The sequence below is a fragment of the Microvirga sp. VF16 genome, assembly GCF_016864375.1.
Lineage (GTDB): Bacteria > Pseudomonadota > Alphaproteobacteria > Rhizobiales > Beijerinckiaceae > Microvirga.
This window is the reverse complement of record NZ_CP069355.1, coordinates 924663-950700: the sequence shown is the minus strand read 5'-3', so window position 1 is coordinate 950700 and position 26038 is coordinate 924663. Positions and strand designations below refer to the sequence as shown.

The window sequence follows — 26038 nt, the reverse complement described above, 5'->3', positions numbered from 1 at the left end:
TTGGCAAGCCGCTCGGGGCCGGTCAGCCGAAACCGGCGAAGCCGCCCTGCCTTGCAGCGCCCGAGCGCTTCGGGGGCTGGCCGATGCGCTGGACGTGGCGGGCGAGCGTGGTGCAGGCGGTCTCGAGGTCGCCCCTGCGCAGGGCGGCGAGAATCGTCCGGTGCTCCACGTCGGTGCGCGGCTGCCAGCCCCGGGTGAGGCTGGCGAAGAGGAAGCGCGCGCTCACCGCCTGCAGATCGTCGATCGCCGCGAGCAGGCGTGGCATGCGGCAGGGCGCCAGAAGGAGGCGATGGAAGCGCCGGTTCGCCGCCTCCCACGTGCGGATGTCACCACAGCGATCGGCCTCGTCCGCCACCTTCTCCGCCTCGTTCAGGATGGCCGTGGTCAGATGCGGGGCGGCGTGGCGCAGCGCCAGGGCCTCCAGCGCCGCCCGCATTTCCGCCACTTCCCTTACCTCGGCCGGATCGAAGGAAGCGACGCGCACGCCGCGCCGCGGCTCGCTGACGGCGAGGCCCTGGGCCTCGAGGCGGCGGAAGGCCTCGCGCACGGGCACATGACTGGCGTCGAACTCGGCGGCGACGTGGTCCTGCCGTAGCTTCTCGCCGGGCGCCAGCGCTCCGGAAACGATGCGCTCCGCCAGGATGCGGGTGATCTTTGCCGTGACTGTCTCTTCGGGGGCGCGCGTCATGATTTTGTAGTTGACATCCTCCCCTCTCTAAAGTGAGGGGGGCCCCAAGTCCATCACGCCTTGCAGGGTGCTGGTTGAGCAGGTTGACGCTTCGTCACCACTGCTCGACGCGGCAAAGCCGCTCCGAGGCCGACGTTGGCTCCACGTCCCGATGCCGCGTGTCCCGCGGCCGCTTTCCGTTTCGCCGCGAGGAGAACCTCCCCGCGATACGCGATCACCTTGGCGGCATTGTCGTCCGCGTTCTCGGAGTGACCGCAAGAGACACAGACAAATCTCGCCTGTGTCGGCCGGTTGCCCGGGCTAATGTGCCCGCACGAACTGCACTCTTGCGAGGAGCAGCGTGCCTCGACCTTTAAAACAGCGCCGCCAATCGCTGCCGTCTTGTAGTTGAACATCCGGAATGCCTTGCCCCAGGCCTGCTCGAGAATGACCCGGTTCAATCCCGCCTTCTGCCGAGCATTCGTTCCGGGGCGATCGATCGAACCTCTGGCACTTGCGGTCATGTTGCGGATCTTGAGATCCTCATGCGCAATGAACGGCGACCGCTTCACAATCGCCGTCGTCGCCTTGTCGAGAAAGTCCCGCCGCCGGCGGGCCTCACGAGCGCGATTGCGGGCCAGCGCCCGCTTGGCACTTTCGTACCGCTTCGACCCCCGCTTACGCCGGGATAGACGCCGTTGCAGGCGCAGCCTGTGCGCCTTCTCCTGTGCCGACAAAGTCGGCATGCAAAGTGGCTCGGCACCGGACGAAAACGTCATCGTACGGACGACGCCGACATCGATGCCTTCCACCGGCGACGTCACCAACTCTGGGGTCTCGATGACACGCGTCGTCAGGATCGAGATGAACCAGCCGTCAACCTCTCGCGAGACCGTCGCCTGTGTGATCCGGCCCTCCAGATCCCGCGACTTCCGGTACTTCACCCAGCCGATCTTCGGCAGCTTGATCGCCTGATCATTGATGTGCTCCGGCTTGATCGTCGGAAACGGAAGCTTCTCCGTGCGTCGAAGCGCTTGCGCTTCGGTCGGCGCACGTCCCGCCACGCCAACTGGCCCGTTCTGGCCTTGGCGATGTCGTCGAACATATTCTGGTAAGCGCGGCCTAAGTTCATCAGCGCCTGCTGCAGAACCTGAGATGGGATCTCCCTCAGCCAGGAAGTCTTCGGATCTGCTTTAAGTCTCGGAATTTCCGCGGCCAGCATCTCATACGAGACCTTCTCGCCGCGCGCGTATCGGGCCTGCCACTCGGCCAGGCCCCAGTTATACATCCACCGTGCCGCACCGGCCGCGTTGGAAAATTCGCGCAGCCGCGTCCGGTTCGGACATAGCTTGAATCGGGTGGCGCGAAGGACTTTCATCCCGCGATGATGGGAACAAATCGCGAACATGTCAAGCTCGATACAACTGACCTCCTCCGCCTGCAGGAAAAGGTCTTGCGGCGTAGTTTCCGATCATTTGAGCCGGGTCGGCTGTCGAGTGTTCTGGCACTCGGGAAAGCCTCGATTGGGCACAGTGCTGATACTTCGGGGGTGGTCAAGCCCGATGCCCCGGAGTCTTCAGCGAAGACCAGCCCGAGACCTGGTCTCTGCGAAACCGGGCTTTCGGTGCATATGAACCCCTCAGCGGCTGCTCTCAGAAGGCCGTTCTATCAATGCAGGGCAGCCCTCGAACGGAAACCACATCGGCGTATTGCAATTTGCAATACAAGGCCATCTTCCAGTCCAGGAGACAAGCCATGGCTACGACTGTCGACCGCAAGGAGGATCCGATCTCGATGCGCCTGCCCGAGGCGGACGTCGCGATGATTGATCGTGCGGCCACCCTGCGCGGCCGCTCGCGCACCGATTTCGTCCGCGAGGCTGCCGTGCGCGCGGCCGAGGACGTGGTCATGGAGCAGGGGCTGGTCCGCATGAGCCCTGAAGTGTTCGCTGATTTTATGGAAGTCCTGTCTCGTCCGGCCGCTCCGGTTCCCGAGATGGTGGAACTGGCCAAGCGGCCCGCGCCCTGGGAGCCCGGCTACGTGGCAAAGCAGTGAGACGTGTCGCTCTCGGCTCCCGAACCACTCACCGCCACGCGTAATGTTTCCAACTTCTCCTGCGGCAAAGCCACGCTCGATCGTTGGCTGAAGACGCGCGCCCTCTCCCATCAGCAAAAGGGCTTCACGGCCATTCTCGTCGTCCACGAGGCCGGCCAGGTGGTTGGATATGACGGCCTTGCGCCGACGGCCGTGGTTCCCTCGATTGTGCCCCGGTCGATCCGCACCGGGCAGCCGCCCGATCCGGTTCCTTGCCTGCTTCTCGGCCAACTGGCGACCGACACGGAATGGGCAGGGCGCGGCATTGGAACAGGCTTGGTGAAACATGCCCTCCAGCGCTGCGTTCAGGCCGCCGCACTGATCGGCGGCCGGGCCTTGATGGTCAATGCCGTCGATGAGGAGGCCGTTGGATTCTGGCGGCGGCGTGGTTTCACATCCTCCAAGGACGACCCTTTGGTTCTGTTCCGCTCGATCGCCGACATCGCTGTTTCTCTCGCTGAAGGGACGGGCCGTTGAGCGATCCAGCGGCACGGAAGGACGATGGACGGGGAAGGCCAACCGGCTCTGGCAGCACAATTCGTTGCATACCGTACTGGGCTTCGCCAAACCGCGCCATGTCCACCACTCATGCGATATGGTTCCGCGCGCCGCAAACCATTCGGCTGGAGCCGAATTTGGATTGTAGCGTATGGCCGATGAGACCGCGCGAGACCTCGCCAAGGGCGTTAATCATCTCATCGGTGTAACGGCCAAGCTCGAAGCGTGGCAGAATCAGTTCGGCCAGTCCTGGGCAGCCTCGGTATTCTTCACAAACCGATTCCCGACTTCCGCGTCTTCTCGGCTGAAGCATGGTTTTCCGTCGGTCACCGGACCAGGAACAACAAAGATGGTTGTGAACTGGTCGCACTGAGCAAGGAAATCGGACCATATGCGCGATCCGATTCATCGATCAGAAAACGGGTGGACGCCCTCGTCGACTTCGTTCGAGGGCGCGGCTACGTGCTTCTCGGACTTCTTTGCGATTGGGTGAGACGTCGATAGCGATGAACCCAATCGATGCGGAATATGGCGGCTCGACGGGCAAGCGCCTTCGCTGTTTCCTGCAGAAGGTCGACGACACCACGGCGGTGCGGACGCTTCTGGCACAAAACCGGGAGACCTCGGGATTCGCCGGAGAGGCCTGCCACCTTGCTCATCCAAGCGTTTGTGATCTCGGCAAGGTTATCAATCGATCGGGTCGTCATCTGGTTAGAATCCTGCATATTGTCCCCAAAATTGATCGATATCTGCACCAAATAACGTCGGATTGCAGGAAAAGAAAACGCCCTTTCCACTAGAAAAGGTTTTCCTGTTAAGGAGATTTGCCAATGAAGGTCGGTGTTCCCAAGGAGATCAAGACGCACGAATACCGCGTGGGTCTGACGCCGGGCACCGTCCGTGAATATGTGGCCGCCGGCCACAGCGTGCTGGTCGAGACCAATGCCGGCGCCGGCATTGGCGCGACGGACGACAACTATCGCAAGGCTGGCGCAACGATCGTGGACTCCGCCCGCGAGGTGTTTGCCTCGAGCGAGATGATCGTCAAGGTCAAGGAACCTCAGCCTTCCGAATGGACCCAGCTGCGCGAGAACCAGATCCTTTTCACTTATCTGCATCTGGCGCCGGACCCGGAGCAAGCTCAGGGGCTCATCACATCTGGGTGCACCGCCATCGCCTACGAAACCGTGACGGATGCGCAGGGCGGGCTGCCGCTGCTGGCCCCAATGAGCGAGGTCGCGGGCCGGCTTGCGATCGAAGCCGCCGGAGCCGCCCTGAAGCGGTCGGCGGGCGGGCGGGGGCTGTTGATCGGTGGCGTACCGGGTGTCCAGCCGGCACGCATCGTGGTGATCGGCGGCGGCGTTGTCGGGACACATGCGGCCCGCATGGCAGCGGGTTTGGGGGCCGAGGTCACCATCCTCGACCGTTCGATCCCCCGGCTTCGCGAGCTGGACGAACTCTTCGAAGGGCGCGTTCGGACCAGGTTCTCGACCATCGACGCCGTTGAGGAGGAGGTCTTTGCGGCGGACGTTGTCATCGGCGCGGTGCTCGTTCCCGGCGCGAGCGCGCCGAAACTCGTCAGCCGCGGCATGCTGAGTTCGATGCGCAAAGGCTCCGTGATCGTGGATGTCGCGATCGATCAGGGCGGCTGCTTCGAGACCTCGCGTCCGACGACGCACGCTGATCCAACATACGAGGTGGACGGCGTCATTCATTACTGCGTCGCCAACATGCCGGGAGCTGTCCCGCTGACTTCAAGCCAGGCCCTGAATAACGCCACGCTGCCCTTTGGTTTGGCGCTCGCCAACAAGGGCTTTGCCGCTGTGCTCGACAATCCGCATCTGCGTGCCGGCCTCAATGTCTATCGTGGCCGGCTCACGAATAAGGCCGTGGCCGAGAGCCTCGGCCTGCCATTTTCCCCGATCGAACAGGCTGCGGCCTGATCCCAGAGGTCCCGACTGGGACGTTTCCTCCCCAACTTGGGCCACTCCTTCGGAGTGGCCCTTTTTGCGAGCACTCCACAAGTTTGCGCAACGCAATTTGTGGACTTTCAGTGTTCGTTGAGATGCCGTGCAAGGTGGTATTGCTCGATCAAACCGTTGCCTTGCAGGCCAGGCGTGTCGAAGCATTCCGGAACTGAAAGACTTCAGCCAGCAAACGACTCAAACGCTCTACGAACGCACCTCATCGAGATCGCCCATTGCGATGAGCGCCAGCTTTCGATGGCCCTGTTCCCTCAGAAGGCTCGCGGCGCGCCACGCCCGTAAACCGCTGCGGCAGCAGAGCACGATGCGGCTCGATTCTGACACATCCCGGCTCCGTTCCACGATCGTGTCAACGGTCGCGCGGCGGGCCTGCGGAAACGGAGAGGCCAACACCTCGTCGATGCTTCTGAGCTCGAAGACAATATCGTCGGGGTTGATATCCGATGGCGCGATAAAAGGCGGAGCGAAACCAGTCACCTCTGGGGCATCCAGGAAAGAGAACCCGCCAAACTCCAGTTTTTGCAGATCAACCGAAACCAGCTGCCCGAGCGGTGACGGATCAAGGCCCAGAATCAGGGCCAGCACCATCTGCGCCTGCAGGCTACCGAGCACGCCGACAACCGCGCCCAGGACACCGAGCGTGGCGCAGTTTCCAAGGCTCTGCGGAATGTCCGGAAACACGGAGCGGTAGCTCGGAGCGCCAGCACAGAAGGCGCCAACATAGCCCTTCAAACCGACACAGGACGCACTGACCAAAGGTTTGCCTGCTGCTGTGCAAGCGTCACTCAGACTGTACGTGACCGCGATGCTATCGGCGGCATCCACAATGACATCCGCGCCCCTCACGAGATCCTTTGCTGCGGCGGGATCAAGAGAGATGGGCAGTGCGTCAACGACCACAGACGGATTGAGGGCTTCGATTGCCTTTTTTGCCACCTCGACCTTCAGCTGGCCAATGTCGGCTGTGCGATAGAGGGGCTGCCGGTGCAGGTTGCTCTCGTCAACGCGATCATGGTCGACAATCGTGATGCGCCCAATACCGGCGGCCGCGAGATATTGCAGGACGGGACAGCCAAGACCGCCAGCCCCGACGACCAGCACCGCGGAGGAAGCAAGCCTGGCTTGGCCAGCCTCCCCCACTGCCGGGAGCACGATCTGTCGTGCGTAACGTGTCGTCATCCCATCATCCTCGTTAATGCGATCCAACGGCGGGTTTGTTGCTCCGGGTCCGGATGCCGGAGAATGTCCGTCACCACCGCCGCGCTGTCAGCACCCGCATCCAGAACACCCGGGACACGGTCGATGGTGAGACCGCCGATCGCCACGAGCGGAATCCCGCCAATGAGCTGCTTCCATTCGGTGATGCGGCGCAAGCCTTGAGGTGCCCAGGGCATCTGCTTCAGGACGGTCGGAAAGATGGGTCCCAGAGCAACGTAGTCTGGCGCAGCCGAGAGCGCCTGATCGAGTTCGGTGTGATCATGCGTACTTACCCCCAGCCGCAGACCAGCCTGTCGAATGGCCGCCAGATCCGCGCCGGCAAGATCCTCCTGCCCGAGGTGAACGAAGGTGCAGCCTTCGGCGATAGCAAGTCTCCAGTAATCGTTGACCACAAGTTGCGCGCCATGCTGTTCGCAGCAGATCTTTGCCTCGCGAATCTGACGGGCGATTGCGGTCTCGGCCTCGTCCTTGATGCGAAGTTGAACGAGTTTGACACCGAGCGGCACCAGGCGCCGCACCCAAGCCGCGTTGTCGACGATGAGATAGAAGGGATCGAGCACGAGGGTCATGCCAGCAGCGCCCTCCCCAGAACCGGAGTCGACGGGCTCGCCATCTCCCGTGGCTCCATCGGAATGGAGTGCCGGGCTCGTCGTCCCGCCTCAATCGCCTGAGCGAAGGCCCTGGCCATCCCGACCGGATCACCGGCCTTGGCAACCGCGGTATTCAGAAGAACCGCGTCGAACCCCAGCTCCATGGCGGCTGCCGCGTGTGAGGGCAATCCAAGCCCGGCATCGACCACGAGCGGCACATCGGGAAAGTGGGCCCGGAGCATCTTCAAGCCGAAGACGTTGTTGAGACCTCTGCCTGAGCCGATCGGTGCACCCCACGGCATCAGAACCCGACAGCCCGCCGCCAGCAGGCGCTCGGCCACAACGAGATCCTCCGTCGTATACGGAAAGACCTGGAAGCCCTCTTCGGTCAGAATGCGCGCCGCTTCGACCAAGCCGAAGACGTCCGGCTGGAGCGTGTCCTCCTCGCCGATCACCTCGAGCTTGATCCACGGCGTCCCGAAGACCTCCCGGGCCATATGGGCCGTCGTGACCGCCTCCTTGACCGTGCGGCATCCCGCCGTATTGGGCAGAACGCGGGTGCCGAGATCGCGGATGATCGACCAGAAGGCCTGTCCGGCCTGAGTGCCACTCGCCTCGCGCCGCAGTGAGACGGTCACCACCTCCGCCCCCGAGGCTTCGACCGCCGCTGCCAGAATGGCTGGTGATGGATATTGTGCGGTTCCCAGCATCAAGGATGACGCAAATTCGACATCATACAACAGCATGCCTCAGCCTCCCTGCATCGGCGCGAGAACCTCGAGGCGATCGCCGTCGTTCAGCGCGACGGCCGATCGCTGGGATGCGGGCACAAACCGTTCATTGACGGCCGTGGCCACAACGGCATCGCCGAAGTCGAGCTCACCCAGAGCGCGCGACAGGATCCGTTCCTCAATCTCACGCTCCTCACCGTTCAGGATGATCTTCATGTCTTGTCTCTCAGTTGTGGAATACCGCATCGGCGACCCGCGTCGCGAGAGCGGGGGCGAGCAAAAATCCGTGGCGATATAGGCCGTTGAAGTAGATCGTGCGGCCGCATTCCCGGATCGCAGGCAGATTGTCCGGAAAGGCGGGCCTGACGTCGGCTCCAAACTCGATAATTTCGGCCTCGCCGAAAGCCGGGTGGACAGAATACGCTCCATTGAGGAGCTCGACCGCTGAGCGCACGGTCACGCGCCCTCGATCTGAGCACTCGATCATCGTCGCTCCAATCATGAAGAGCCCGTGCTCGCGCGGCACGATGTAGAGAGGGATGCGCGGATGAAGCAGGCGGACGGGACGTTGGAGAGAGATCTCCTGGGTTCTGACCAGCAGCATCTCACCTTTGACACCGCGCAAGTCCGGAAGATCGCCGTGGGCGGCAAGGCCGCGACAGTCGATGATGCGATCCACGTCACTATCATCGGTGGGAGCCTCGGTGCCAAATCGCAGAGCGACACCGAGACCTACCAGACGTGCGGCGAGTGCTGTCAGCGCGCTGCGGGGGTCCAGGTGCGCTTCATCCGCGAAGAACAGGCCTTTGTGGAACCGTCCTTGAAGATCAGGCTCAAGGTCAGCGATCCGGTCGCCGTCGACCCAGTCAAAGCGGTCCGTTCTGCGCGCAAAGTGAGTGAGTTCGCCCACGTCGCGTGGCTGTGCGATCACCAGCGTCCCTTTGCGCGTGGTCCCGGGAAAACGCCGCAGCCACCAGTCGATGGCACGACAACCCAGTTCCGCCACGGCAGGATCTGCGCTCTCGCGTTCACACCAGGGCGCGAGCATTCCGCCCGCGCACCAGGAGCACGCGGCCGCCCCGAGGTGCGGGCCACGGTCAATCACCTCGACCCTGGCACCCCGCTCGGCCAATTCCAGCGCCGCTGTCAGGCCAGCGACACCGGCGCCAATGACACGGATGCGCATGCCGCTATTCCGAGGCCGGGACATACAGCTGACCGCCACGCGCCAGGAACTCCTGGCTCTTGGTGTGCAGACCGGCCAAGTGCGCCTGAGTCTCCGGGCTCATCGCCGCCACCTCGGCCCGCAGATCCTGCGTGATCTTCATCGAGCAGAATTTTGGGCCGCACATCGAGCAGAAATGCGCGACCTTGTGCGCATCCTTCGGCAAGGTCTCGTCATGGTAAGCGCGCGCTGTATCCGGATCGAGGGAGAGATTGAATTGATCCTCCCAGCGGAAGTCGAAGCGGGCCCGAGACAAGGCATCATCCCGCACCTGCGCGGCCGGATGCCCCTTGGCAAGATCGGCGGCATGGGCCGCGATCTTGTACGTGATGACACCGGTCTTCACATCATCGCGGTTTGGCAACCCCAGATGTTCCTTCGGTGTCACGTAGCAGAGCATCGCCGTGCCAAACCAGCCGATCATGGCAGCCCCGATGCCTGAGGTGATGTGATCGTATCCGGGCGCAATATCCGTCGTGAGCGGGCCAAGGGTATAGAAGGGTGCTTCTCCGCACTCGCGGAGCTGCTTGTCCATATTCACCTTGATCTTGTGCATGGGGACGTGGCCGGGCCCCTCGATCATGACCTGGCACCCCTTATCCCAGGCGACCTTCGTGAGGTCACCCAGGGTCTCGAGTTCCGCAAACTGTGCCGCATCGTTCGCATCGGCGATCGATCCGGGACGTAGTCCATCGCCCAGTGAGAAGGAGACGTCATAGGCCCGCATGATGTCGCAGATCTCGTCAAAGCGCTCGTAGAGGAAGCTCTCCTTGTGGTGCGCGAGGCACCAGCGCGCCATGATCGAGCCGCCGCGGGAGACAATGCCGGTGACGCGATTGACTGTCAGCGGCACATAAGGCAGGCGTACGCCGGCATGGATGGTGAAGTAATCGACACCCTGCTCGGCCTGTTCGATCAATGTGTCCTTGAACACCTCCCAATCGAGCTTCACGGGGTCGCCCCCCACCTTCTCCAGCGCCTGGTAGATCGGCACTGTGCCGATGGGTACCGGCGCGTTGCGCAGGATCCAGGAGCGGATGTTGTGGATGTTGCGGCCGGTGGAGAGATCCATCACCGTGTCGGCACCCCAGCGGATCGCCCAGACGAGCTTTTCCACCTCATCGGCTGCCGTGGAGACCACGGCGGAGTTGCCGATATTGGCGTTGATCTTCACCAGGAAGTTGCGCCCGATCGCCATCGGTTCCAGTTCCGGATGGTTGATGTTGGCCGGGATGATGGCACGTCCTCGGGCTACTTCCTGGCGCACGAACTCGGGTGTGATGAAGGGCGGGATGGCGGCCCCGAAGCTCTCGCCATCGGCAATCTTCGTCTCCGCGTCCACCAGCATCGCCTCGCGGCAGAGGTTCTCGCGATGAGCGACGTAGATCATCTCTTCCGTGATGATCCCGGCGCGGGCGAACTCGTACTGCGTCACCATCTGACCGGGTGCGGCACGGCGCACGACACGCTCGGCCGGGCATGGCGCCACAAGCGCGTCAGCAGAGACATTCCCATTGTCTTCAGGCTTGACGGGCCGTGGCGCGACCGCCGCACAGTCGCGCGCTGCAATCCAGGATTCGCGCACGAGTGGCAGACCTTTAGCGAGGTCAATGACCGCATCGGCCTCGGTATAGAGACCAGAGGAATCGTAAACGCGCAGGGAAGGTTCATTGGGATCCGTCAGAACGATCTCGCGGACGGGAACGCGGAGATCGGGGCGACCTGCCGGCGTGGCATAGATCTTGCGCGATCCTTGAATTGGACCGGTGGTGACGGATTGGGGCGCACCCTTGGGCTTGTCGATGTGAACTGTCATTGGATCTCACCTCTTGAACGAAGGGAGATCCGGGCAAAGCGAGCTGAGGGATTCGTTGTGCTGCTCGATAGTTCCAGTCCCTCCGCCGGTATGACCCGGATCAGGTTCAAGGGTCACGGCGGATCAGCCGACTCTCAGCCCCTCACAGGGCTCCCCTCGGAACGGATGCGATCCTCGTGGACATAAATCGGGCTGTCAAGAGCGGAACAGAGCTGACACGATTGGTTCTTGTCAAAGGAAGGCCGAGGAATTATCACGGCAGCATCTCCTTGGGGTGCCCGTTCGGGCTGAGAGGTCTTCCAGATCAACCCATCGAACCTGATCCGGATGATGCCGGCGGAGGGATTGCGAGATGACGAGCGCACCAGCGTCCGCACTGGATGCTTTCAGACTTCCAGAATTGGCCGGGCATCTGCTTAACCGCCTTCGCGGTGAGCGCACGCGCGTGCATGCGATCACGAGCGCCGCGGCACAAACCCTCACGGCCAATCTTCTGCTCGCCGCCGGCGGCATTCCATCCCTGACCGTCGCATCGGTGGAAGTCCCGGCTTTTACCAGCCGCTCCGCCGCGCTTCTCGTCAATCTGGGCACGCTCGATGCCGACCGCCGCGCAGCGATCCCACAAGCTATCGCGACCGCGCACGCTCATGCCAAGCCCTGGGTCCTCGATCCCATCTTCGTCGACGCCTCCCCACCCCGTCTGAAGTTTGCCCGCGCCTGTCTTGCGGGCAGGCCGCGTGTCCTTCGCTGCGATGCGAGTGAGTTCGCGGCTCTCGCTGGAGCGGATGCGACGCTCGCAACCGTGCAAGCCTTCGCGAAAGCTTATGACATGATCGTGGCCCTGACTGGCACGGTCGACTTGATCACGGATGGCGTCCGCATCATTCGCGTCGAGAACGGTCACTCGCTGATGACCCGCGTGACCGCCATGGGATGCGCCGGAACCGCCCTTGTGGCAGCCTTCACGGCCTTGCATAGCAGCGCACTCGACGCGGCGGCTGCGGCCCTGCTTGTCACTCGCGTCGCGGGCGAGATGGCCGCGCGGGACGCAAAGGGGCCAGGGACATTCCAGCCGGCTTTCCTCGACGCCCTCTTCACCCTCGATACGCCAACCCTCGTCACCCATGGGAGAGTCTCATGACCGCAGGCGATCTCAGGCTCTACGGTATCCTCGATCCGGAGGGGATGGGCAGTCGGGATCCTGTTATGCTCGTCCGGCAAACCGTCACCGGCGGCGGCATATCGTGGATCAGGTCCTGAACGCGTGGGGCATTCCGGCATGACCGCCATCGCCGTCACGATCGCGGGCTCGGATTCAGGCGGCGGTGCCGGCATCCAGGCGGACCTCAAGACCTTCTCGGCGCTGGGCGTCTATGGTGCCAGCGTGATTACCGCGCTCACAGCGCAGAACACCGTCGGCGTTCAGGGCATTCACGATGTTCCGCCCATCTTCGTCGCGCAGCAAATTAACAGCGTCTTCTCCGATCTCACCGTCAACGCGGTGAAAATCGGTATGCTGTCCCAACCCGCCATCATCGACGCCGTGGCGGAAGGGCTTGCGCGTCACTGCGCGATGCGGATCGTCCTCGACCCCGTGATGGTGGCGGCAAGCGGCGATCGTCTGCTCGTGCCGCGGGCTGTCGACGCGCTGCGCCGCGTGTTGCTTCCCATGGCGCTGCTCGTCACACCCAATCTTCCAGAGGCCGCGGCCCTCCTCGACGAGCCGCTGGCCGAGGACGAACAGGCCATGTACCGCCAGGCTGAGCGCATCCTCGCTTTGGGCCCCAAAGCTGTTCTGGTGAAAGGCGGCCACGGCACAGGACTGGAGAGTGCCGACATTCTCATGGATCAGCAGGGCGTGCGGCGCTTTGCAGTTCCTCGCATCGACACGCGCAACACGCACGGCACGGGCTGCACCCTGTCCTCGGCCATTGCAGCCGGGCTCGCCAAAGGCCTGTCGCTCGACGACGCGGTTGCAGCGGCTAAGAGCTTCATCAGCGCCGCCATCGGTGCTTCCGATCACCTCCGGATCGGGCACGGGTCCGGACCTGTGCACCACTTCCATGCCCATTGGTCCTAAGCACTCACGCCGTGCGGCGCTTGGCGCCGGAGCCTTAGTTCTCGCAATGCCCCCTGTTGTTCGCGCGCGAACCTTCCGCTGGCGCATGGTCACCGCGTGACCAAAGAACCGCACCGACCTCAGACTCTCCGCGCACCGGATCGTCGGGCGCATCAATGCGATGAGCAGCGGCCGATTTCAGATTCACCTGTTTTGCGGCAGGTGAGATCGTGTCACCATTTGCGGTGCGCGATGCGGTCTCGAACGGAACCATCGCGACAAGGCACACAGCATCATCTGTCCCCCATAATCCCACTCACGATTCAGTCCCAGACTCGTCAGCTCCGCGCGTGGCTGTAACGCTGCCATCCTGCGGACCGCAACCGGCAGGCATCACATTCACTACAGCCAAAGCCCCATTCCTGCCGGGTGCGACGATCGCCGTCGTAGCAGGTATGCGTCTCCTGCACGATCAGCTCAACGAGCCCGTCCCCACCGAGCGCTTGCGCGAGGGCCCAGGTTTCGGCCTTGTCGATCCACATCAGCGGCGTCTCAAGCACCAGCCGTGAGGTCATGCCGAGGTTGAGCGCGGTCTGGAGCGCCTTGATCGTGTCGTCGCGGCAGTCGGGATAGCCGCTGAAGTCGGTCTCGCAGACACCCGTCACCACGCGCTTGAGACCCCGCTGGAAGGCGACGATCGCCGCAAAGGTGAGGAACACCAGATTGCGCCCGGGCACGAAGGTTGCTGGAAGTCCATCCGCGCGGCTGCTGGCCACTGGCAGGTCTGCGGTCAGTGCACTCACGCTGACCTCGCCCAGCACATCAAGCGGGATCTCTCGGTCCGGTCCGAGGCGGCCGGCCCAGAGCGGCGACAGGCGAGCCACGCCCTGCCGGATCGGCTCCCGGCACTCCATCTCGACGGCGTGCCGCTGGCCGTACGAGAACCCGATGGTTTCAACCCGCTCGTAGCGCGACAGCGCCCAGGCCAGACAGGTGGTCGAGTCCTGCCCGCCCGAGAAAACCACGAGGGCAGAGGAGTCAGCGGCGTTCATGGTCAACCGGCGCGAAGTAGGTGCAGGTCTCGCCGCAGCTGTCGCGGTAGATCGTCACCCTCGCGATCGGCCCGATAGGCTCGATCCGATCGAAAATAAAGCGGGTGATGTTCTCCAAAGTCGGCCGCTCCAGCCCCGCAATGCGATTGAGGAACTTGTGGTCGAGGGTCCGGCGCATCTCTGCGAGTTTTCCCTCCAGCAGACCAAGGTCGATCAGCATGCCCGTTTGGGGATCGGGCATGCCGCGCACGGCAACCTCGGCCCGGAAGGAGTGCCCATGGATCTCCTCGCTGGCGGGCCCGAGGGTGGTACCGGTGAGCGTATGGGCGGCTTCGAAAGTAAACGACTTGGTGAGTTCCCACATCAGCGGATCCCTAAGTACTTGTGTGTTTGGAGGCTCAGCCGCCATTGCGGATGAGACAGGCAATACGCGACGGTTCGTGCCGTGTTCGCGGCCTGATCCGGTCCATCCATCGGCTGAAGTGAGAACCGCTCGAAGGACAAGGCGGCAAACCGCTCGGGCGGGGCATCCTCCTGCGGAAAGACAAGCTTCAACTCGTGGCCAGCGCGGACCTTGAGTTCGGTGCTGCCTTTCGGGCTGACGCAGATCCAATCGAGACCCGGCGGCGGCTCCACCGTGCCGTTGGTCTCGACCGCAATCGTGAAGGAGCGGCGATGCAACTCATCGATGAGTGCGGCATCGACCTGGAGCAGCGGCTCTCCGCCCGTCAGCACGACAAGCCGCTGATCGGTCCCGGGTCCCCAGAGTTCCTCGATCCGGTGGCACAGATCGGCGGCCGTGGCATAGCGTCCGCCGAAGGTCCCGTCGGTGCCCACGAAATCCGTGTCGCAGAACCGACAGGCGGCCGATGCCCGGTCGCTCTCCCGTCCTGACCAGAGGTTGCAGCCGGCAAAACGGCAGAAGACGACGGTTCGACCGGCTTGGGCGCCTTCGCCCTGAAGCGTCAGGAAGATCTCTTTGACGGCGTAACTCATTCAGGTCTCGCTGGCGAGCATGTGCCTGACACGGGGCTGCTGGTCAGCGCCGATCCCGTCGGGAGACATCCGTCGGCAGAGATGTCGATGATATCGTGCGGCACGCTGCGGCGCGGGACAGTTCGCTCAGCTGCAATCGTGTGCGCGAGCGTGACGGAGTCCAATCCGCCGGAACAGATGACGAGGGTTTTCACCAGGGCTCCTTGTTTTGACCGGGTAGGCTGCGACCGGATCGGCTTGCGTGCCGATGAACGTGGAGCGGATGGAACAGTGAACGCGTGGCTCTACCAAGCGCTCACCCCACCCGCTTCTGTGCGGCATAAACGACAACAGACATACCGGTGTCAATGAGAATGCATTCCATCATACGCCTCCCCGGAGCCGCCATGGTTTTCTAAGCAGAGGGATAAAGAAGCTTGGTCTGCCCAAGTATCGAAGCCGGGCGTGTCCTGAAACTACGGCTGGTTTCGAGCGGAGCCTCTTGGCCCTCCTGTCAACCAGAGCTCGACTTCTGGCGCAAACCGCGACAGAAAGGGCCCCTTCCTGACCGGAATTGAGCCATGACAGCGATCCTGAAAGAACTCGGCACACGCACCCTGATCATGGGTGTCCTGAACGTCACGCCTGACTCGTTTTCGGATGGAGGTCTGTTCAGCGATCATGCCGCTGCGGTCAACCATGCCCGCACGATGGAGGCGGTGGGCGCTGACATCATTGATGTCGGCGGGGAGTCCACGCGTCCGGGCCATACGCCCGTGGGCGCCGAGGAGGAGCAGCGGCGGGTTATGCCGGTGATCCAGGCTCTTGCTCCCATCCTGAAGGTGCCGATCTCGATCGACACTTATCGAGCGTCGACGGCCCGGGCTGCCCTCAGGGCGGGAGCGAGGATCGTCAACGACATCTGGGGATTTCAGCGCAATCCCGATATGCCGGCCGTCGTAGCGGACCATGATGCGTTCGCGATCGTGATGCACAATCGCGCCGAGGTCGATGCTTCGCTCGACATTATTGTCGACATGCTGCGTTTCTTTGAGCATTCCCTGACTCTCGCCCGCCAGGCCGGCATCCCAGAGGCACGCTTGATTCTTGATCCTGGGATCGGCTTCGGCAAGACAGCCGACCAGAACCTTGAGGCGCTGCGCCGCCTGCCGGAACTGAAAGCATTAGGCTTCCCCGTGCTCGTGGGAGCCTCCCGCAAATCCGTCCTGAGCCGCTTTTACGATCCGCACGTGCCCCCACGCGACCGGCTCTTCGGCACGCTCGGAGCGCATCTGGCCGCCGTGAGCCGGGGTGCCGACATCGTTCGTGTGCACGACATCAAGGCGCACGTGGAGGCCTGCCGCGTGGCCGATATCGTGCTGAGGAGCCCGCCGTGAGCGACACGATCACTCTGTCCCGTCTGGCATTGTATGCCCATCATGGCGTTCATGCCGAAGAGGCCCGTCTCGGGCAGCGCTTCTTTGTCAGCCTGATCTGCTCGCTTGACCTGAAGCCGGCCGGGCAGGCCGACGATTACCGGCAGACGGTCTGCTACGCGAGCCTCGCCAAGCTCGTTCATGAGATCGGCACCACCCGTCGCTTCCAAACCATTGAGGGCTTGGCCGAGGCGATCGCCGCACGCGTGCTCGATGGCTTCCCACCTGTGGCGTCCGTGACGGTCCGGGTCGAGAAGCCTGAAGCGCCGGTCCCCTTCATCCTTGATGGCGTTGCGGTCGAGATCCGGCGGTCGCGCGATGGCTAGGGTCACGCTCGGCCTCGGCAGCAATCTCGGCGACAAGCGCGGCAATATCGCCAAGGCGCTGTCAGCTCTTGACGCGGGCGGGGCCAGAATTCTCACCCGCTCTGCAGACTACCATACGGAGCCGTGGGGGCCTGTGGCTCAGGACTGGTTCGTGAATGCCTGCGCCGTGGCCGATACGGAGCTCGCCCCTGATGCCCTTTTGGCCCTGTGTCTTCGGGTGGAACGAGAACTCGGACGGGTTCGCGAGACCAAGTGGGGGCCACGCGTGATCGATATCGATATCCTCACCTACGATGATGTCGAGGTGAACACTCCCAGCCTGACCCTGCCCCATCCGTATCTGGCAGAGCGCGCTTTTGTTCTGGTGCCCCTGGCCGAGATTGCATCCAATCTGAAGCTCGGTCAGAAAACCGTTGCAGACATGCTCGCTCACGTGAACGGGAGTGACATCACCAAGCTGACCTAGCTGAAGACGCGGCTGCTGCCGTTCATTTCCAGTCTCGGGCCGATTTTACGATCCGTTGTCAGTCCATCAAGGCGAGGATCTCGGTGCGAATCTGCTCGACGGTTTCCCGCCCGTAGCGAGACAGCGGCTTGCCATCGAGTTCCGTCGCATGCGTCACGAGCGCCACAGAGTTGGTCAGAAACACGGCCTCAGCTAGCAATAGGCTGCCCTTGGAAAGACTCATCTCTTGCGGCATCAGACCGAGTTCAGGGGCCACGACATCGAGAACAAGGGCACGGGTAATTCCAGGCAACACTCCATCATCGAGGGATGGGGTGAGGAGGTTCTCACCTTGGATGACGAAAATGTTCCCGGCACTGGTGCAGGCCGCCCGCCCGCCAACGGCCAGAAGAAGCGCGTCGTCAGCGCCACGGCCCAGCGCCTCTTCCAAGGCGAGGACGTTGTCGAGATAGGCGAGAGTTTTGTATCTCGATGTGGGGGAAGAGGGATTGCGCCGGATCCGTGACGTCGCCAAGCGCACCTCCGCAGCCGTCGGATTCGGCGACCATGGTGCGGACGCCGCCGCAAAGATGGCGGGCTGTTGCTGAGCCGGAGGCCGTAAGCCGCGGGGTCCCACGCCTCGGGTCAGGGTCAGGCGAATGATGCCCCCGTCGGGGAGAGCGGCGGTCAGATCGTCCACCGGCCGTCGCAGAGACTTCCGGTCTACCGGTATATTCAAGGCCGCCGCACCGGCGAGAAGACGATCGAGGTGCGCATCCAGCATGAAGGCTCGGCCATTCGTGACAACCAGCGTTTCGAACAAGCCGTCGGCCAGCAGCAGTCCTCGGTCACGCAGATCGAAACCGGTTCGCGGATCATCCGAGATCGCTCCGTCAAACCACAGCATGGCGGCTCCTCCCGGCTTGTGCAGCGAGATCGAGGAAGTTGGACAGCAGCATGTGTCCGTGCTCGGTCAGAATGGACTCTGGATGAAACTGCACGCCATAGGTGGGATGGTGTCGATGCTGCAGGGCCATGATATCGCCGTCCTCAGAGCGAGCGGTCACCTCCAGCTCCGTCGAGTTCCGATCCGCCTCCACGATCAGCGAATGATAACGGCCTGCCTGCAACGGATTAGGCAGGCTGTCGAAGATACCCCGGCCATTGTGACGGATGGCAGAGGAGCGTCCATGCATGGGCCTGCGTGCCCGCGTGATCCGCCATCCGAAGACCTGTCCGATGCACTGATGACCAAGGCAAATCCCGAGCAGCGGGAGCGCTCCCGAGAGATGCCGGACGACCTCACAGGATACACCGGCCTCCGACGGAGAGCACGGACCGGGCGAGAGCACGATGGCTTTCGGCGATAGGCCCCGAATGGTGCCGACATCGATCGCGTCGTTGCGGACCACCTTCACCGTCTCGCCCAGTTCAGCGAAGTACCGTGCGACGCTGAAAACGAAGGAGTCGTAGTTATCGATGATCAGGATCATTTTTGTCGTCTATGCTTCAAAGGCTGCAAAAATGCGCTGAGCTTTCGTCAAAGTTTCCTCGTACTCGGCCCGCGGCTCGGACAGCGCCGTGATCCCACCGCCCGCGTGAAACACCGCTGATCGGTCTTTCAGCATGACGGTCCGGATCGCGATGTTCGTGTCAGTGGTTCCATCGAAGCCAAAGTAGCCGATGGAACCACAATAGACCTGCCGGGCACAGCGTTCGATCTGGGTGATGATCTCCATGGCCCGGATCTTCGGAGCGCCCGTGATCGACCCTCCCGGGAAACAGGCCGCCATCACGTCGGTCGCCGTAAAGCCTGAATCGAGTTGACCCTCGACGACCGAGACGAGATGGTGGACGGCCGCATAGCTCTCCAAGCCGCACAGCACCGGCGTGAGCACCGTATGTGGCTTGCACACCCGCGACAGGTCATTGCGCAGGAGGTCGACGATCATGAGGTTCTCGGCCCGATCCTTTTCGGAGCGCAGCAGCACCTCCGCCAGGTTTTGGTCGCGCCGCTGCTCGGAGGAGCGTGCCGCTGTGCCCTTGATCGGGCGGGTTTCGACATCGCCCCGGTCAACCTTCACAAAGCGCTCGGGTGAGCTCGAGGCAATCGTCGTCTCGCCAAAGGCGAGAAAAGCGCCAAAGGTTGCCGGATTGACGTGGCGGAGGCGGTCGTAGAAGGCAAGCGCGTCGAACTCATTGGAAACCCGAGCGGTAAAGCGCTGGGCAATATTCGCCTGGAAGATGTCTCCGGCCAAGATCGAGTCGATCACGGCGGTGACGGCCTCCCCGTAGCCGCTAGCGGAAAAGTTCGACGTCCATGGACTCACCAGATCGCAGTCACGGAGCGGGCGCGGGGCATGCCCGAGAAGCCTCCGAAAGTACCGAGCGCGCGCTGCAGCCCGCTTCTGGCGTCTGTCGGGATCCTGCTCTGGCCAACCGGTTGAAATCAGCCATGCGTCGCCACTCCGGTGATCGAAGCTCACGACGACATCGTAGAATGGGAGCACGGCCTCTGGGCATGAGACGTCGACCGGCGCCGGTGTGAGCCTCTCGAGGGTGTGCCGGAAATCATAGGCCAGATAGCCTGCTGCACCCCCTTGGAAGGGCGGCAGGCGGTCGACTCTCGATTGGCGGTACCGATCTAACAGTGAGCGCAGTGCGGATAGGGGTGGTTGAGGCAAGGGGTCGCCGTTCCACAATGCTCGTCCATCCTGCACGACAAACCGGCCGAACGGGTCGGCGGCGACGAAGGAGGAGCGCCCGAGCCCAGGATGGTGCCGAGCGCTATCCAGGAACAGCAGATCGGGCAGGTGCGACAATGTCCGCGCGCAAGTGAACGCGTCAAGGCCACCGAGATGTTCGAGATGGATCGGAGGTCGCATGACATCAGCCGTCGAAAATCGGATCAAGATTGGCGTTCATGGTGTGCTTGCCTCAGCCAATAAGCGGTGCGGAAAAGCGGCTGCGTGCGAAACTGAGGCTGAGGCACAGACCCATCGCATTCGCACCGGCATGCGAATCCGCTCATCACGCTGGCGCAGCCAGGACATTGCGGGAATGCTCAATAACACCATCCAGGCTTTGCCAAGAACCTGCGGCAGCAGGAATTGCAGGCTGCCGAACGCCGGAGCCAGGAAGACAATGCTGTCGATCACGGGACCGATGACGCTGCTTGCCATCACAGCCAGGATCAGCCCCCTCTGCTGCAGCGGTGTGTAGACGGCCAGGTCGGTCAGTTCGGACAGCAGGAAGGCCGCTATCGAGGCGAGCACAAGCGCCGGTGGCGCGAAAGCTGCTGACAGAACCGCCCCAAGGCCAATCGCGGCCAGGGCCCAATACCGTCCCAGACGCCGCTGAACCAGATCGCGCAGCACCAGTGCCAGACCGACGACGAGGACACCGCTGGGCGCGGCCAAGTCTGGCGCAACTGGGATCAGACAGGGACCGTCCAGAACACAAACCCTGCCGACATGGCCGATCATCCAGTTGGCGGCTGGAATACAAGCGGTAAAGCCCACGAAAACCGCAAGACCCTCGATCCTGCGGCGTGCCTCAAGGTTCATTCGTCCATCCTCTAACGAGCTCATTTCATTGGTCCCGCGATTGCCAGTTCCGAGCCTCGGGAGGGCTGCTTTTCCTGGTGCTCCCGGCAGGCTTCGACCCAATAATCTGGTTTTTCATACGGCGTGGGATCCTCCACGTCCGCGAGGAGGAACGCCTCGCGCCACTCGAGGCAGGTGCCACAGCGGCCGCAATGATGATCACCGCCCTGGGAGCAGGACCAGGTTTCGGCACAAGGCACGCCGAGCCGAGCGCCCTCGCGCACAATGTCGGCTTTGACCCGTCGAATGAAGGGCGTGTAGAGAGCGATCTTCGGCATTTCACCGAAGGCGTGGCGTGGCGTCGTCGCGAAAGCTTCGACGAAGTCGGGATGGTAGTCTGGATAAATGAAGCGGTCATCCCCATGGACGGCCGCCGCCACGGACTCGGCCTGCTCGGCGGCAGCTATGCCAAAGGCAATCGCCAGCATGATGGCGTTGCGGTTCGGCACGACGGCAATCCGCATGAGGTCTTCCGCATGATGCTCTTTGGGAACAGAGCCGCTGTCGGTCAGCGCCGATCCCGTCAGGAGGCGTCTCACGGCAGAGATGTCGATAACGTCTTTAACGTCTTGTGGCACGCCGAAGCGGGCGGCGCAGGCCCGCGTGGAGTCGAGCTCCTTTTTATGACGCTGGCCATAGTCGAATGACACGGGGCGCGTGAGAGCTCGTTCAGCCGCAATCTTGTGCGCCAAGGCAATGGAATCCATTCCGCCCGAACAGATGACGAGAGCGTTCATGAGGGCTCCTTGTTTTGACCGGGTAGGCTGCGACCGGATCGGCTCATGGCCAATGAATGTGCGGCAGACGGACGTGGAAACGAGAGCATCGTCGATGCGCTCACCCGTCAGCGCCAGCGCATCAAGGACGACATCGAGGTGAGTGTCAACACGGATGCCCTGACACCGGACAGTGGTTGGAGCCCTCTTCCCAGGGTCGATGCTATTTAGCAAAGATTGCGCCGAAAGCCCTCTTCGCTTCAGGGCGAGCATGGATAGGCGCATGCGGCGTGAGCCGCATCATCTTTTGAATCTGGCTTGAACCTTGGCCATTGCGAGCGTGTATCGGGAGCCATGGCCGGAAGGGACCCAGAGTCTGCGTATCTGACGTTCAGCTATCGCGTGAAGGACGCGACGAGCGGCAAGCACCTGGTTGCCCTTGGCATCGCCACCAATACGGTCTGGAACTACGTCAACGAGATCGGCGAGTGGTCCACTCGCCGTGGCCCGAAATGGGCGACGGGGAAGCAGCTGCGCGATTTGACCAAGGGCGCGAGCAAGGAGCTCGGCGTGCCGTCTCAGGTGATCAAGGACTTACACCTCCAAGCTGTCGAACATGCTCGGCACACAGAAAAAGCCGGGCCAAAGGCCCGGCGTAAAGTTGAGGTCCGACAAATCCGTCAAAACCTTTCAGAGGGAACGGCCGACACGGCAGCGCCGGGAGGAAGAAAGGCGGTGCCGCGTTGAAATCAGCCGCTGCTCCTATCGACTGCATTCGAGGAATTGGCAATGCAGCATGCCTCATGTGGGAGCTGCGTCAAATGCATGTTGCTGATGTCGAGGCCAACAAGGAGAAGAATGATCTCCATTGGCGTCATAACCCGATACCAGCAGCAGCTATGGAGATGACGCACATTCACATCTGTCCCACAGCAGGAAGGGGACGGGATCCTCGCGGCGCCAATCTTCGGCAACATGCTGGCTACACGGGAAGCGTATCGGAGGCTACATCTGCCGCACTACGCGAACCCGCAAGCAGTGCGCCAACGAAACTGGCGCGGCCACTTCATACGCCGGCTGAGAAACGCCGCAATTTCACCCACGTCGTGCCGCTGCGGGTCATGGGTTGCAGGCATGCCGCTGTCGTGACCTATGGCAGTTGAGTGCACAAGTAGAGGACGGTGAACGCGGATGAAGTGGCAGAGATCGCAAGACAAAGATCAATGACCGTTCGTGGCCGATTGTTCACAATGCGGTGCAACATGACATCTCCCGAAAGGTAAGGGTCGAACGGGTGCTCTCCAACGGAAACGACAGTTCGACTGCGGCTCGCCTGCGACTGGCTGTGACGGTCGCGTCTGATCGCGTGCGCGCTGTGACAAGCCCGGCTTCTGGCGACGAAGCGTCTCAGGTCCAATTCCAGTTCCAGTCCGCCTCCGCCTGAGGGGCAGCCCTGCGAGACGGGCCACGAGATCCGCCGGTGACCTCATGGCGGACCGAGACGGGCCAACACCTCATCGCCGTTGCGGAGAGGCCGGATGGGAGTGCCTCCCAGCCACCGGCACACCTCGTCGAGTGTTTTGAACTCCTGCTCGGCGGCTGTGAAGGGAGAGGGATGCGGGGCCGCTGGGCGGTCATCCAGAAGCTCAACGATCCAGGTGGTGCTCTTGTGACGGGAGCCGCAGCGAACGACGCTGCCGATGATGTCGTCCTTGAGCAGCAAGTCATAGCTGCCGGGTGCCAGCTGCAGAAGATGATAGTCCCCCACCTCACTTCCTCCCGATAGCCCGCTGCTCGACCAGCTTTTGTGACTGCGTGAGCAGGGTGTGGCGATCACAGGCGAGGGCGATCGTCGGCCGTTGGCCTTGGCCCGCCACAAACGACACCCAGCCGGCTCGCGTCGGCCCGAACTGGATCCGGTGATCCAGCAAGCGGATCTCCTCCATCGCGCCAGGATCATGGAAGACCGCGGAGGTCAGGTCAGGTTGACTTGTCATGGCTCAAGTTCTTCATGCTGCATTACTGATTCGGCCCGTGATCTCTCATCGACCACCTGTCTCGCCGGCTCTGAGGCGGCAAATGCAACGAGTTCGGAGAAGAACTTCTCTTTCACACATGCGAGCACTGCTCCGGTCCCGCTGCAGATCACAGCTTCATGCTCCAGGATGATCGTCGACAGGAGGGGGTGCGCCGCGGCAGTGTGGCGCGACCAATCCTCGCAAAGAGCAGACCGGATGGGCCGAACCTGCGCCGCGAGGATGCGACGGGAGGGGCGCAGCGGCGCAATCACGGTGCCAAACGGCACGCGCGTTGTTTGCAGCACGTCGCTCATGCCCGCCGCCAGGCGTTGCGGCACAAACCAGTTTTCAGCCATTGCGAGGGGGAGCGGGCCCCGCATGATGCGCACCTGCCGGAAATGAACAGTCTCGTGTTTCGTGGGGGCCAAAGCGGCGCTCACCTCGTCCGGCACCGCGACCAGCACCTGCCGCAGACAGCACTCGACGCTGATGGGTCCCTTTGAGAGACCATGCTCGTCGCACCAGGCCAGGAGGGTTTCGGTGACCCGTGCACCAGCACTCAACCGGATGTTGAGATCCTGAATCAGGGCATGGAGCGTGGCGTTTGCTGTCATAACGGTGGCGAACCTTGCGCACCGGCCGTAGCCTGGCGGCCCATCACATGCGAGACCAGCTCCAGCTCACGATCGGACAGAGCCGTTGGCGGAGGAATCAGGAGCACGTTGTCGATCAGGCGTGTGGGACCGATCGTGGCCGCGACACACAAGGCGGCTGGCTGCTCGACCAGGCCTTGAACAGCCTCCAAGGTCCTGGCATCTCGCAGCTCGAGGTACTGCAGCTGATCGACCTCGTTCATAAGCGACCGGGCGATCGCGAGCAGCCTTTGGCTGTCCTGCTCCCCTTCTCCGTACGCCACCTGCGCGGCAAGCAGACCCTGGCTGAGGCAGCGTGCTCGCACGCGGTCGGCCGGGTCCAGGTAGCTGTTGCGGCTGCTGAGCGCCAAACCGTCAGGCTCGCGCACGGTCGGTACCGTGACGATCTCGACCGGCAGATTGAGATCGCGCACCATCTGCCGGATCACGGCGCATTGCTGAAAATCCTTCTGGCCGAAAAAGGCCACATCCGGCTGCACGATGGCGAACAGCTTGGTGACCACGGTCGCCACACCGCGGAAGTGCCCGGGCCGGACTGCGCCGCACAGCGGCTCGGCCACAGGGCCGGGTTCGACATGGGTCTGGAAGCCCGGCGGATAGATCTCGCCGGCATCCGGCATGAAGATCATGCTCACCCCGGCCTTGCGGCAGAGCTCGTGGTCGGCTTCCAGGGCCCGGGGATAGCGGTCGAGATCCTCGTTCGGGCCGAACTGTGTTGGATTGACGAAGATGCTCACGACCGTGATGTCGCAGCGGGCGACACTCTCGTCGATCAGCGCCCGATGGCCCGCGTGCAGAAAGCCCATGGTGGGCACAAACCCCACCCGCAGGCCTGAGCTACGGTAGCCGCGCAGGCACTGGGTCAGCGATTTGATCATGCGGAAGGTTAGCATGAAGGACCTCATGACTTGTTGGGGGAGTTCGGCACCCAAGCGGACACCCCTGGATGAGCGTCAGCCGGGAGGGCATAGGCCTCAGCGGCGGCGGGAAAGGCACCACGGCGGACATCCTCAGCCCAGTGCCTGAGGGCCTGCTGCAGGACATCAAAGCCATCGACGTAGGTGCGCACGAACTTGGGCCGGTGCCCCTGTGTCAGCCCGAGCACGTCATGCAGGACCAGCACCTGTCCCGAGCAATGAGGCCCCGCCCCGATGCCAATGGTTGGGATGCTCAGGGTCTCGGTGACCCGGGCGGCCAGCTCGGACGGGATGCCCTCGAGCACCAGAGCAAAGCAGCCCGCCTCCTGCAGGTGGTGAGCGTCCTCCAGGATCTGCACAGCGTCCTCGGCTCCCCTGCCCTGCACCTTGAAGCCGCCCATGGCATGCACGCTCTGCGGGGTGAGGCCGAGATGGCCCATGACCGGGATCTCGCACTCCACGAGCGCCCGGATCGTCTCGGCACGCTTTTCCCCGCCCTCGAGCTTCACGGCGGCAGCACCACGCTGGAGAAAGCCACCGGCATTGCACAAGGTGTCGTCGAGGCTGAGGTGATAGCTCAGGTACGGCATGTCGGCCACGAGCAAGGCACGAGGCCTGGTGCGAGCGACGGCTTCGAGATGATGGTTCATCATCGCCATGCTGACCGGCAGCGTGTTGTCGAAGCCCAGACACACATTGCCGACGCTGTCGCCGACCAGGATCATATCAACAACGGGATCAGCCAAGCGTGCCGTGACGGCATCGTAGGCTGTGGTCATCACCAACCGTCGGCCATCCCGCGCCCATTGCTGTAAATGGGGAATGGTGATGGCCGGTGCATCGATTGTGGAATGATGGCTCATGCGTACCTGCGCAACATTGAGGCCGTAGAGACAACCCGCCACGTGTTCACAATCAGCTCAAAATAAGCTGCCGTTGCCCGAAGCCCACATTTGGGAGGAGCGACCCACGCGGGTCGATGCGAGTCGCGCAAGGCCATTAGCATTAAGGA

The 26038-nt window shown here is 62.8% G+C and carries 34 protein-coding genes, 2 pseudogenes and 2 riboswitches; of the genes and pseudogenes, 13 read left to right on the top strand and 23 right to left on the bottom strand.

From position 1 onward, the window contains the following. Positions 1–22: 22 nt before the first annotated feature. From JO965_RS29885 to JO965_RS49560, 3 genes and pseudogenes are all read right to left on the bottom strand, one after another. Positions 23–688: a GntR family transcriptional regulator gene (locus JO965_RS29885; RefSeq protein ID WP_203444543.1), complete on the bottom strand. Its 666-nt coding sequence runs from the start codon at positions 686–688 to the stop codon at positions 23–25. A 53-nt stretch (positions 689–741) separates the two neighbouring features. Beyond that, positions 742–1731: a transposase gene (locus JO965_RS29880; RefSeq protein WP_246776950.1), complete on the bottom strand. Its 990-nt coding sequence runs from the start codon at positions 1729–1731 to the stop codon at positions 742–744. 230 nt (positions 1732–1961) lie between these two features. After that, positions 1962–2045 (bottom strand): annotated as a pseudogene (locus JO965_RS49560) (hypothetical protein); the annotation flags it as partial. Positions 2046–2422: 377 nt separating this feature from the next. On the opposite strand from JO965_RS49560, the gene JO965_RS29870 reads away from it, so the two are divergent. The 5 genes from JO965_RS29870 to ald all read left to right on the top strand — a co-directional run bounded on the left by JO965_RS29870 (position 2423) and on the right by ald (position 5202). Continuing rightward, positions 2423–2722, top strand: a complete 300-nt coding sequence (locus JO965_RS29870; protein ID WP_203444540.1) for a DUF1778 domain-containing protein — start codon at positions 2423–2425, stop codon at positions 2720–2722. A gap of 3 nt (positions 2723–2725) precedes the next feature. Then, on the top strand, positions 2726–3238 hold the full coding sequence (locus JO965_RS29865; protein ID WP_203444539.1) for a GNAT family N-acetyltransferase: 513 nt from the start codon (positions 2726–2728) through the stop codon (positions 3236–3238). Positions 3239–3410: 172 nt separating this feature from the next. Continuing rightward, complete coding sequence (locus JO965_RS29860; RefSeq protein ID WP_203444538.1) at positions 3411–3632, top strand: hypothetical protein; 222 nt, start codon at positions 3411–3413, stop codon at positions 3630–3632. Positions 3633–3765: 133 nt separating this feature from the next. Continuing rightward, positions 3766–4059 carry a hypothetical protein gene (locus JO965_RS29855; RefSeq protein WP_203444537.1) on the top strand — a complete coding sequence of 98 codons (294 nt, stop codon included), beginning with the start codon at positions 3766–3768 and terminating at the stop codon, positions 4057–4059. Positions 4060–4089: 30 nt separating this feature from the next. After that, complete coding sequence (gene ald, locus JO965_RS29850) at positions 4090–5202, top strand: alanine dehydrogenase (RefSeq protein WP_203444536.1); 1113 nt, start codon at positions 4090–4092, stop codon at positions 5200–5202. 228 nt (positions 5203–5430) lie between these two features. On the opposite strand, the gene JO965_RS29845 is transcribed toward ald, so the two are convergent. From JO965_RS29845 to thiC, 6 genes are read right to left on the bottom strand one after another with little or no spacing between them, the layout of a single operon-like run. Beyond that, complete coding sequence (locus JO965_RS29845) at positions 5431–6423, bottom strand: HesA/MoeB/ThiF family protein (protein ID WP_203444535.1); 993 nt, start codon at positions 6421–6423, stop codon at positions 5431–5433. Next, positions 6420–7031 carry a thiamine phosphate synthase gene (locus tag JO965_RS29840; RefSeq protein ID WP_203444534.1) on the bottom strand — a complete coding sequence of 204 codons (612 nt, stop codon included), beginning with the start codon at positions 7029–7031 and terminating at the stop codon, positions 6420–6422. Before JO965_RS29840 ends, JO965_RS29845 begins: the two co-directional genes overlap by 4 nt. Continuing rightward, positions 7028–7798, bottom strand: a complete 771-nt coding sequence (locus JO965_RS29835) for a thiazole synthase (RefSeq protein ID WP_203444533.1) — start codon at positions 7796–7798, stop codon at positions 7028–7030. The genes JO965_RS29840 and JO965_RS29835 overlap by 4 nt, the downstream gene beginning before the upstream one ends. A 3-nt stretch (positions 7799–7801) precedes the next feature. Further along, positions 7802–7999, bottom strand: coding sequence for a sulfur carrier protein ThiS (gene thiS, locus JO965_RS29830; protein ID WP_203444532.1), 198 nt, complete (start codon positions 7997–7999; stop codon positions 7802–7804). Positions 8000–8009: 10 nt separating this feature from the next. Then, on the bottom strand, positions 8010–8969 hold the full coding sequence (thiO, locus tag JO965_RS29825) for a glycine oxidase ThiO (RefSeq protein WP_203444531.1): 960 nt from the start codon (positions 8967–8969) through the stop codon (positions 8010–8012). 4 nt (positions 8970–8973) lie between these two features. Next, positions 8974–10824, bottom strand: a complete 1851-nt coding sequence (gene thiC / locus JO965_RS29820; protein WP_203444530.1) for a phosphomethylpyrimidine synthase ThiC — start codon at positions 10822–10824, stop codon at positions 8974–8976. Positions 10825–10883: 59 nt separating this feature from the next. Continuing rightward, a riboswitch (TPP riboswitch) is annotated at positions 10884–10991 on the bottom strand. Between the two features lie 93 nt (positions 10992–11084). After that, a riboswitch (TPP riboswitch) is annotated at positions 11085–11186 on the top strand. Here thiC and JO965_RS29815 point away from each other — a divergent pair. The 3 genes from JO965_RS29815 to thiD all read left to right on the top strand — a co-directional run bounded on the left by JO965_RS29815 (position 11177) and on the right by thiD (position 12904). Then, positions 11177–11965 carry a hydroxyethylthiazole kinase gene (locus JO965_RS29815; protein WP_203444529.1) on the top strand — a complete coding sequence of 263 codons (789 nt, stop codon included), beginning with the start codon at positions 11177–11179 and terminating at the stop codon, positions 11963–11965. (Overlaps the previous riboswitch by 10 nt.) Next, entirely contained in the window at positions 11962–12084 is a 123-nt protein-coding gene (locus tag JO965_RS48985; protein ID WP_256451921.1) for a hypothetical protein, read from the top strand. Before JO965_RS29815 ends, JO965_RS48985 begins: the two co-directional genes overlap by 4 nt. A 19-nt stretch (positions 12085–12103) precedes the next feature. After that, positions 12104–12904 (top strand): bifunctional hydroxymethylpyrimidine kinase/phosphomethylpyrimidine kinase, encoded by an 801-nt coding sequence (thiD, locus tag JO965_RS29810; RefSeq protein ID WP_203444528.1) that lies wholly within the window; start codon positions 12104–12106, stop codon positions 12902–12904. A gap of 317 nt (positions 12905–13221) precedes the next feature. On the opposite strand, the gene queC (JO965_RS29805) is transcribed toward thiD, so the two are convergent. The 4 genes and pseudogenes from queC (JO965_RS29805) to JO965_RS48290 all read right to left on the bottom strand — a co-directional run. Next, the gene (gene queC, locus JO965_RS29805; RefSeq protein ID WP_203444527.1) at positions 13222–13935 is read right to left on the bottom strand and encodes a 7-cyano-7-deazaguanine synthase QueC; all 714 of its coding nucleotides are present in this window, start codon (positions 13933–13935) and stop codon (positions 13222–13224) included. Next, a complete protein-coding gene (locus JO965_RS29800; protein ID WP_203444526.1) occupies positions 13922–14299 on the bottom strand; it encodes a 6-carboxytetrahydropterin synthase in 378 nt (125 codons plus the stop codon). Before JO965_RS29800 ends, queC (JO965_RS29805) begins: the two co-directional genes overlap by 14 nt. Beyond that, positions 14299–14931 carry a 7-carboxy-7-deazaguanine synthase gene (queE, locus tag JO965_RS29795; RefSeq protein ID WP_203444525.1) on the bottom strand — a complete coding sequence of 211 codons (633 nt, stop codon included), beginning with the start codon at positions 14929–14931 and terminating at the stop codon, positions 14299–14301. Before queE ends, JO965_RS29800 begins: the two co-directional genes overlap by 1 nt. Positions 14932–14972: 41 nt before the next feature. After that, positions 14973–15125, bottom strand: a pseudogene (locus tag JO965_RS48290) (7-cyano-7-deazaguanine synthase); the annotation flags it as partial. A 366-nt stretch (positions 15126–15491) separates the two neighbouring features. On the opposite strand from JO965_RS48290, the gene folP reads away from it, so the two are divergent. Genes folP through folK form a run of 3 tightly spaced genes read left to right on the top strand, consistent with a single transcriptional unit; the run spans position 15492 to position 17138 of the window. After that, positions 15492–16307: a dihydropteroate synthase gene (folP, locus tag JO965_RS29790; RefSeq protein ID WP_203444524.1), complete on the top strand. Its 816-nt coding sequence runs from the start codon at positions 15492–15494 to the stop codon at positions 16305–16307. Next, on the top strand, positions 16304–16672 hold the full coding sequence (gene folB / locus JO965_RS29785) for a dihydroneopterin aldolase (RefSeq protein WP_203444523.1): 369 nt from the start codon (positions 16304–16306) through the stop codon (positions 16670–16672). The genes folP and folB overlap by 4 nt, the downstream gene beginning before the upstream one ends. After that, a complete protein-coding gene (gene folK / locus JO965_RS29780) occupies positions 16665–17138 on the top strand; it encodes a 2-amino-4-hydroxy-6-hydroxymethyldihydropteridine diphosphokinase (RefSeq protein WP_203444522.1) in 474 nt (157 codons plus the stop codon). The genes folB and folK overlap by 8 nt, the downstream gene beginning before the upstream one ends. Positions 17139–17196: 58 nt before the next feature. Here folK and JO965_RS29775 read toward each other — a convergent pair whose 3' ends face one another. The 5 genes from JO965_RS29775 to queC (JO965_RS29755) are packed head-to-tail and all read right to left on the bottom strand — an operon-like array spanning position 17197 to position 21459. Beyond that, positions 17197–18024 carry an aminotransferase class IV gene (locus JO965_RS29775; RefSeq protein ID WP_203444521.1) on the bottom strand — a complete coding sequence of 276 codons (828 nt, stop codon included), beginning with the start codon at positions 18022–18024 and terminating at the stop codon, positions 17197–17199. Then, entirely contained in the window at positions 18011–18610 is a 600-nt protein-coding gene (locus JO965_RS29770; RefSeq protein WP_203444520.1) for an aminodeoxychorismate/anthranilate synthase component II, read from the bottom strand. The genes JO965_RS29775 and JO965_RS29770 overlap by 14 nt, the downstream gene beginning before the upstream one ends. 9 nt (positions 18611–18619) lie before the next feature. Then, entirely contained in the window at positions 18620–20002 is a 1383-nt protein-coding gene (gene pabB / locus JO965_RS29765; RefSeq protein ID WP_203444519.1) for an aminodeoxychorismate synthase component I, read from the bottom strand. A 36-nt stretch (positions 20003–20038) separates the two neighbouring features. Then, positions 20039–20683, bottom strand: coding sequence for a VUT family protein (locus JO965_RS29760; RefSeq protein WP_203444518.1), 645 nt, complete (start codon positions 20681–20683; stop codon positions 20039–20041). A 20-nt stretch (positions 20684–20703) separates the two neighbouring features. Then, positions 20704–21459: a 7-cyano-7-deazaguanine synthase QueC gene (queC, locus tag JO965_RS29755; RefSeq protein ID WP_203444517.1), complete on the bottom strand. Its 756-nt coding sequence runs from the start codon at positions 21457–21459 to the stop codon at positions 20704–20706. Between the two features lie 45 nt (positions 21460–21504). Between queC (JO965_RS29755) and JO965_RS29750 the strand changes: the two genes are divergently transcribed. Together JO965_RS29750 and JO965_RS29745 are read left to right on the top strand one after the other, a co-directional pair. Beyond that, positions 21505–21669: a hypothetical protein gene (locus JO965_RS29750; protein WP_203444516.1), complete on the top strand. Its 165-nt coding sequence runs from the start codon at positions 21505–21507 to the stop codon at positions 21667–21669. 123 nt (positions 21670–21792) lie between these two features. Then, the gene (locus tag JO965_RS29745) at positions 21793–22185 is read left to right on the top strand and encodes a hypothetical protein (RefSeq protein ID WP_203444515.1); all 393 of its coding nucleotides are present in this window, start codon (positions 21793–21795) and stop codon (positions 22183–22185) included. A gap of 739 nt (positions 22186–22924) precedes the next feature. Here the strand turns inward: JO965_RS29745 and JO965_RS29740 are convergent. Genes JO965_RS29740 through panB form a run of 5 tightly spaced genes read right to left on the bottom strand, consistent with a single transcriptional unit; the run spans position 22925 to position 25889 of the window. Further along, a complete protein-coding gene (locus JO965_RS29740) occupies positions 22925–23206 on the bottom strand; it encodes a hypothetical protein (protein ID WP_203444514.1) in 282 nt (93 codons plus the stop codon). A gap of 1 nt (position 23207) precedes the next feature. Next, the gene (locus JO965_RS29735) at positions 23208–23435 is read right to left on the bottom strand and encodes a hypothetical protein (protein ID WP_203444513.1); all 228 of its coding nucleotides are present in this window, start codon (positions 23433–23435) and stop codon (positions 23208–23210) included. Next, entirely contained in the window at positions 23432–24070 is a 639-nt protein-coding gene (locus JO965_RS29730; protein WP_203444512.1) for a hypothetical protein, read from the bottom strand. The genes JO965_RS29735 and JO965_RS29730 overlap by 4 nt, the downstream gene beginning before the upstream one ends. Beyond that, positions 24067–25002 (bottom strand): pantoate--beta-alanine ligase, encoded by a 936-nt coding sequence (gene panC, locus JO965_RS29725; protein WP_203444511.1) that lies wholly within the window; start codon positions 25000–25002, stop codon positions 24067–24069. Before panC ends, JO965_RS29730 begins: the two co-directional genes overlap by 4 nt. Positions 25003–25010: 8 nt before the next feature. Next, the gene (panB, locus tag JO965_RS29720) at positions 25011–25889 is read right to left on the bottom strand and encodes a 3-methyl-2-oxobutanoate hydroxymethyltransferase (protein WP_203444510.1); all 879 of its coding nucleotides are present in this window, start codon (positions 25887–25889) and stop codon (positions 25011–25013) included. Positions 25890–26038 lie beyond the last annotated feature (149 nt).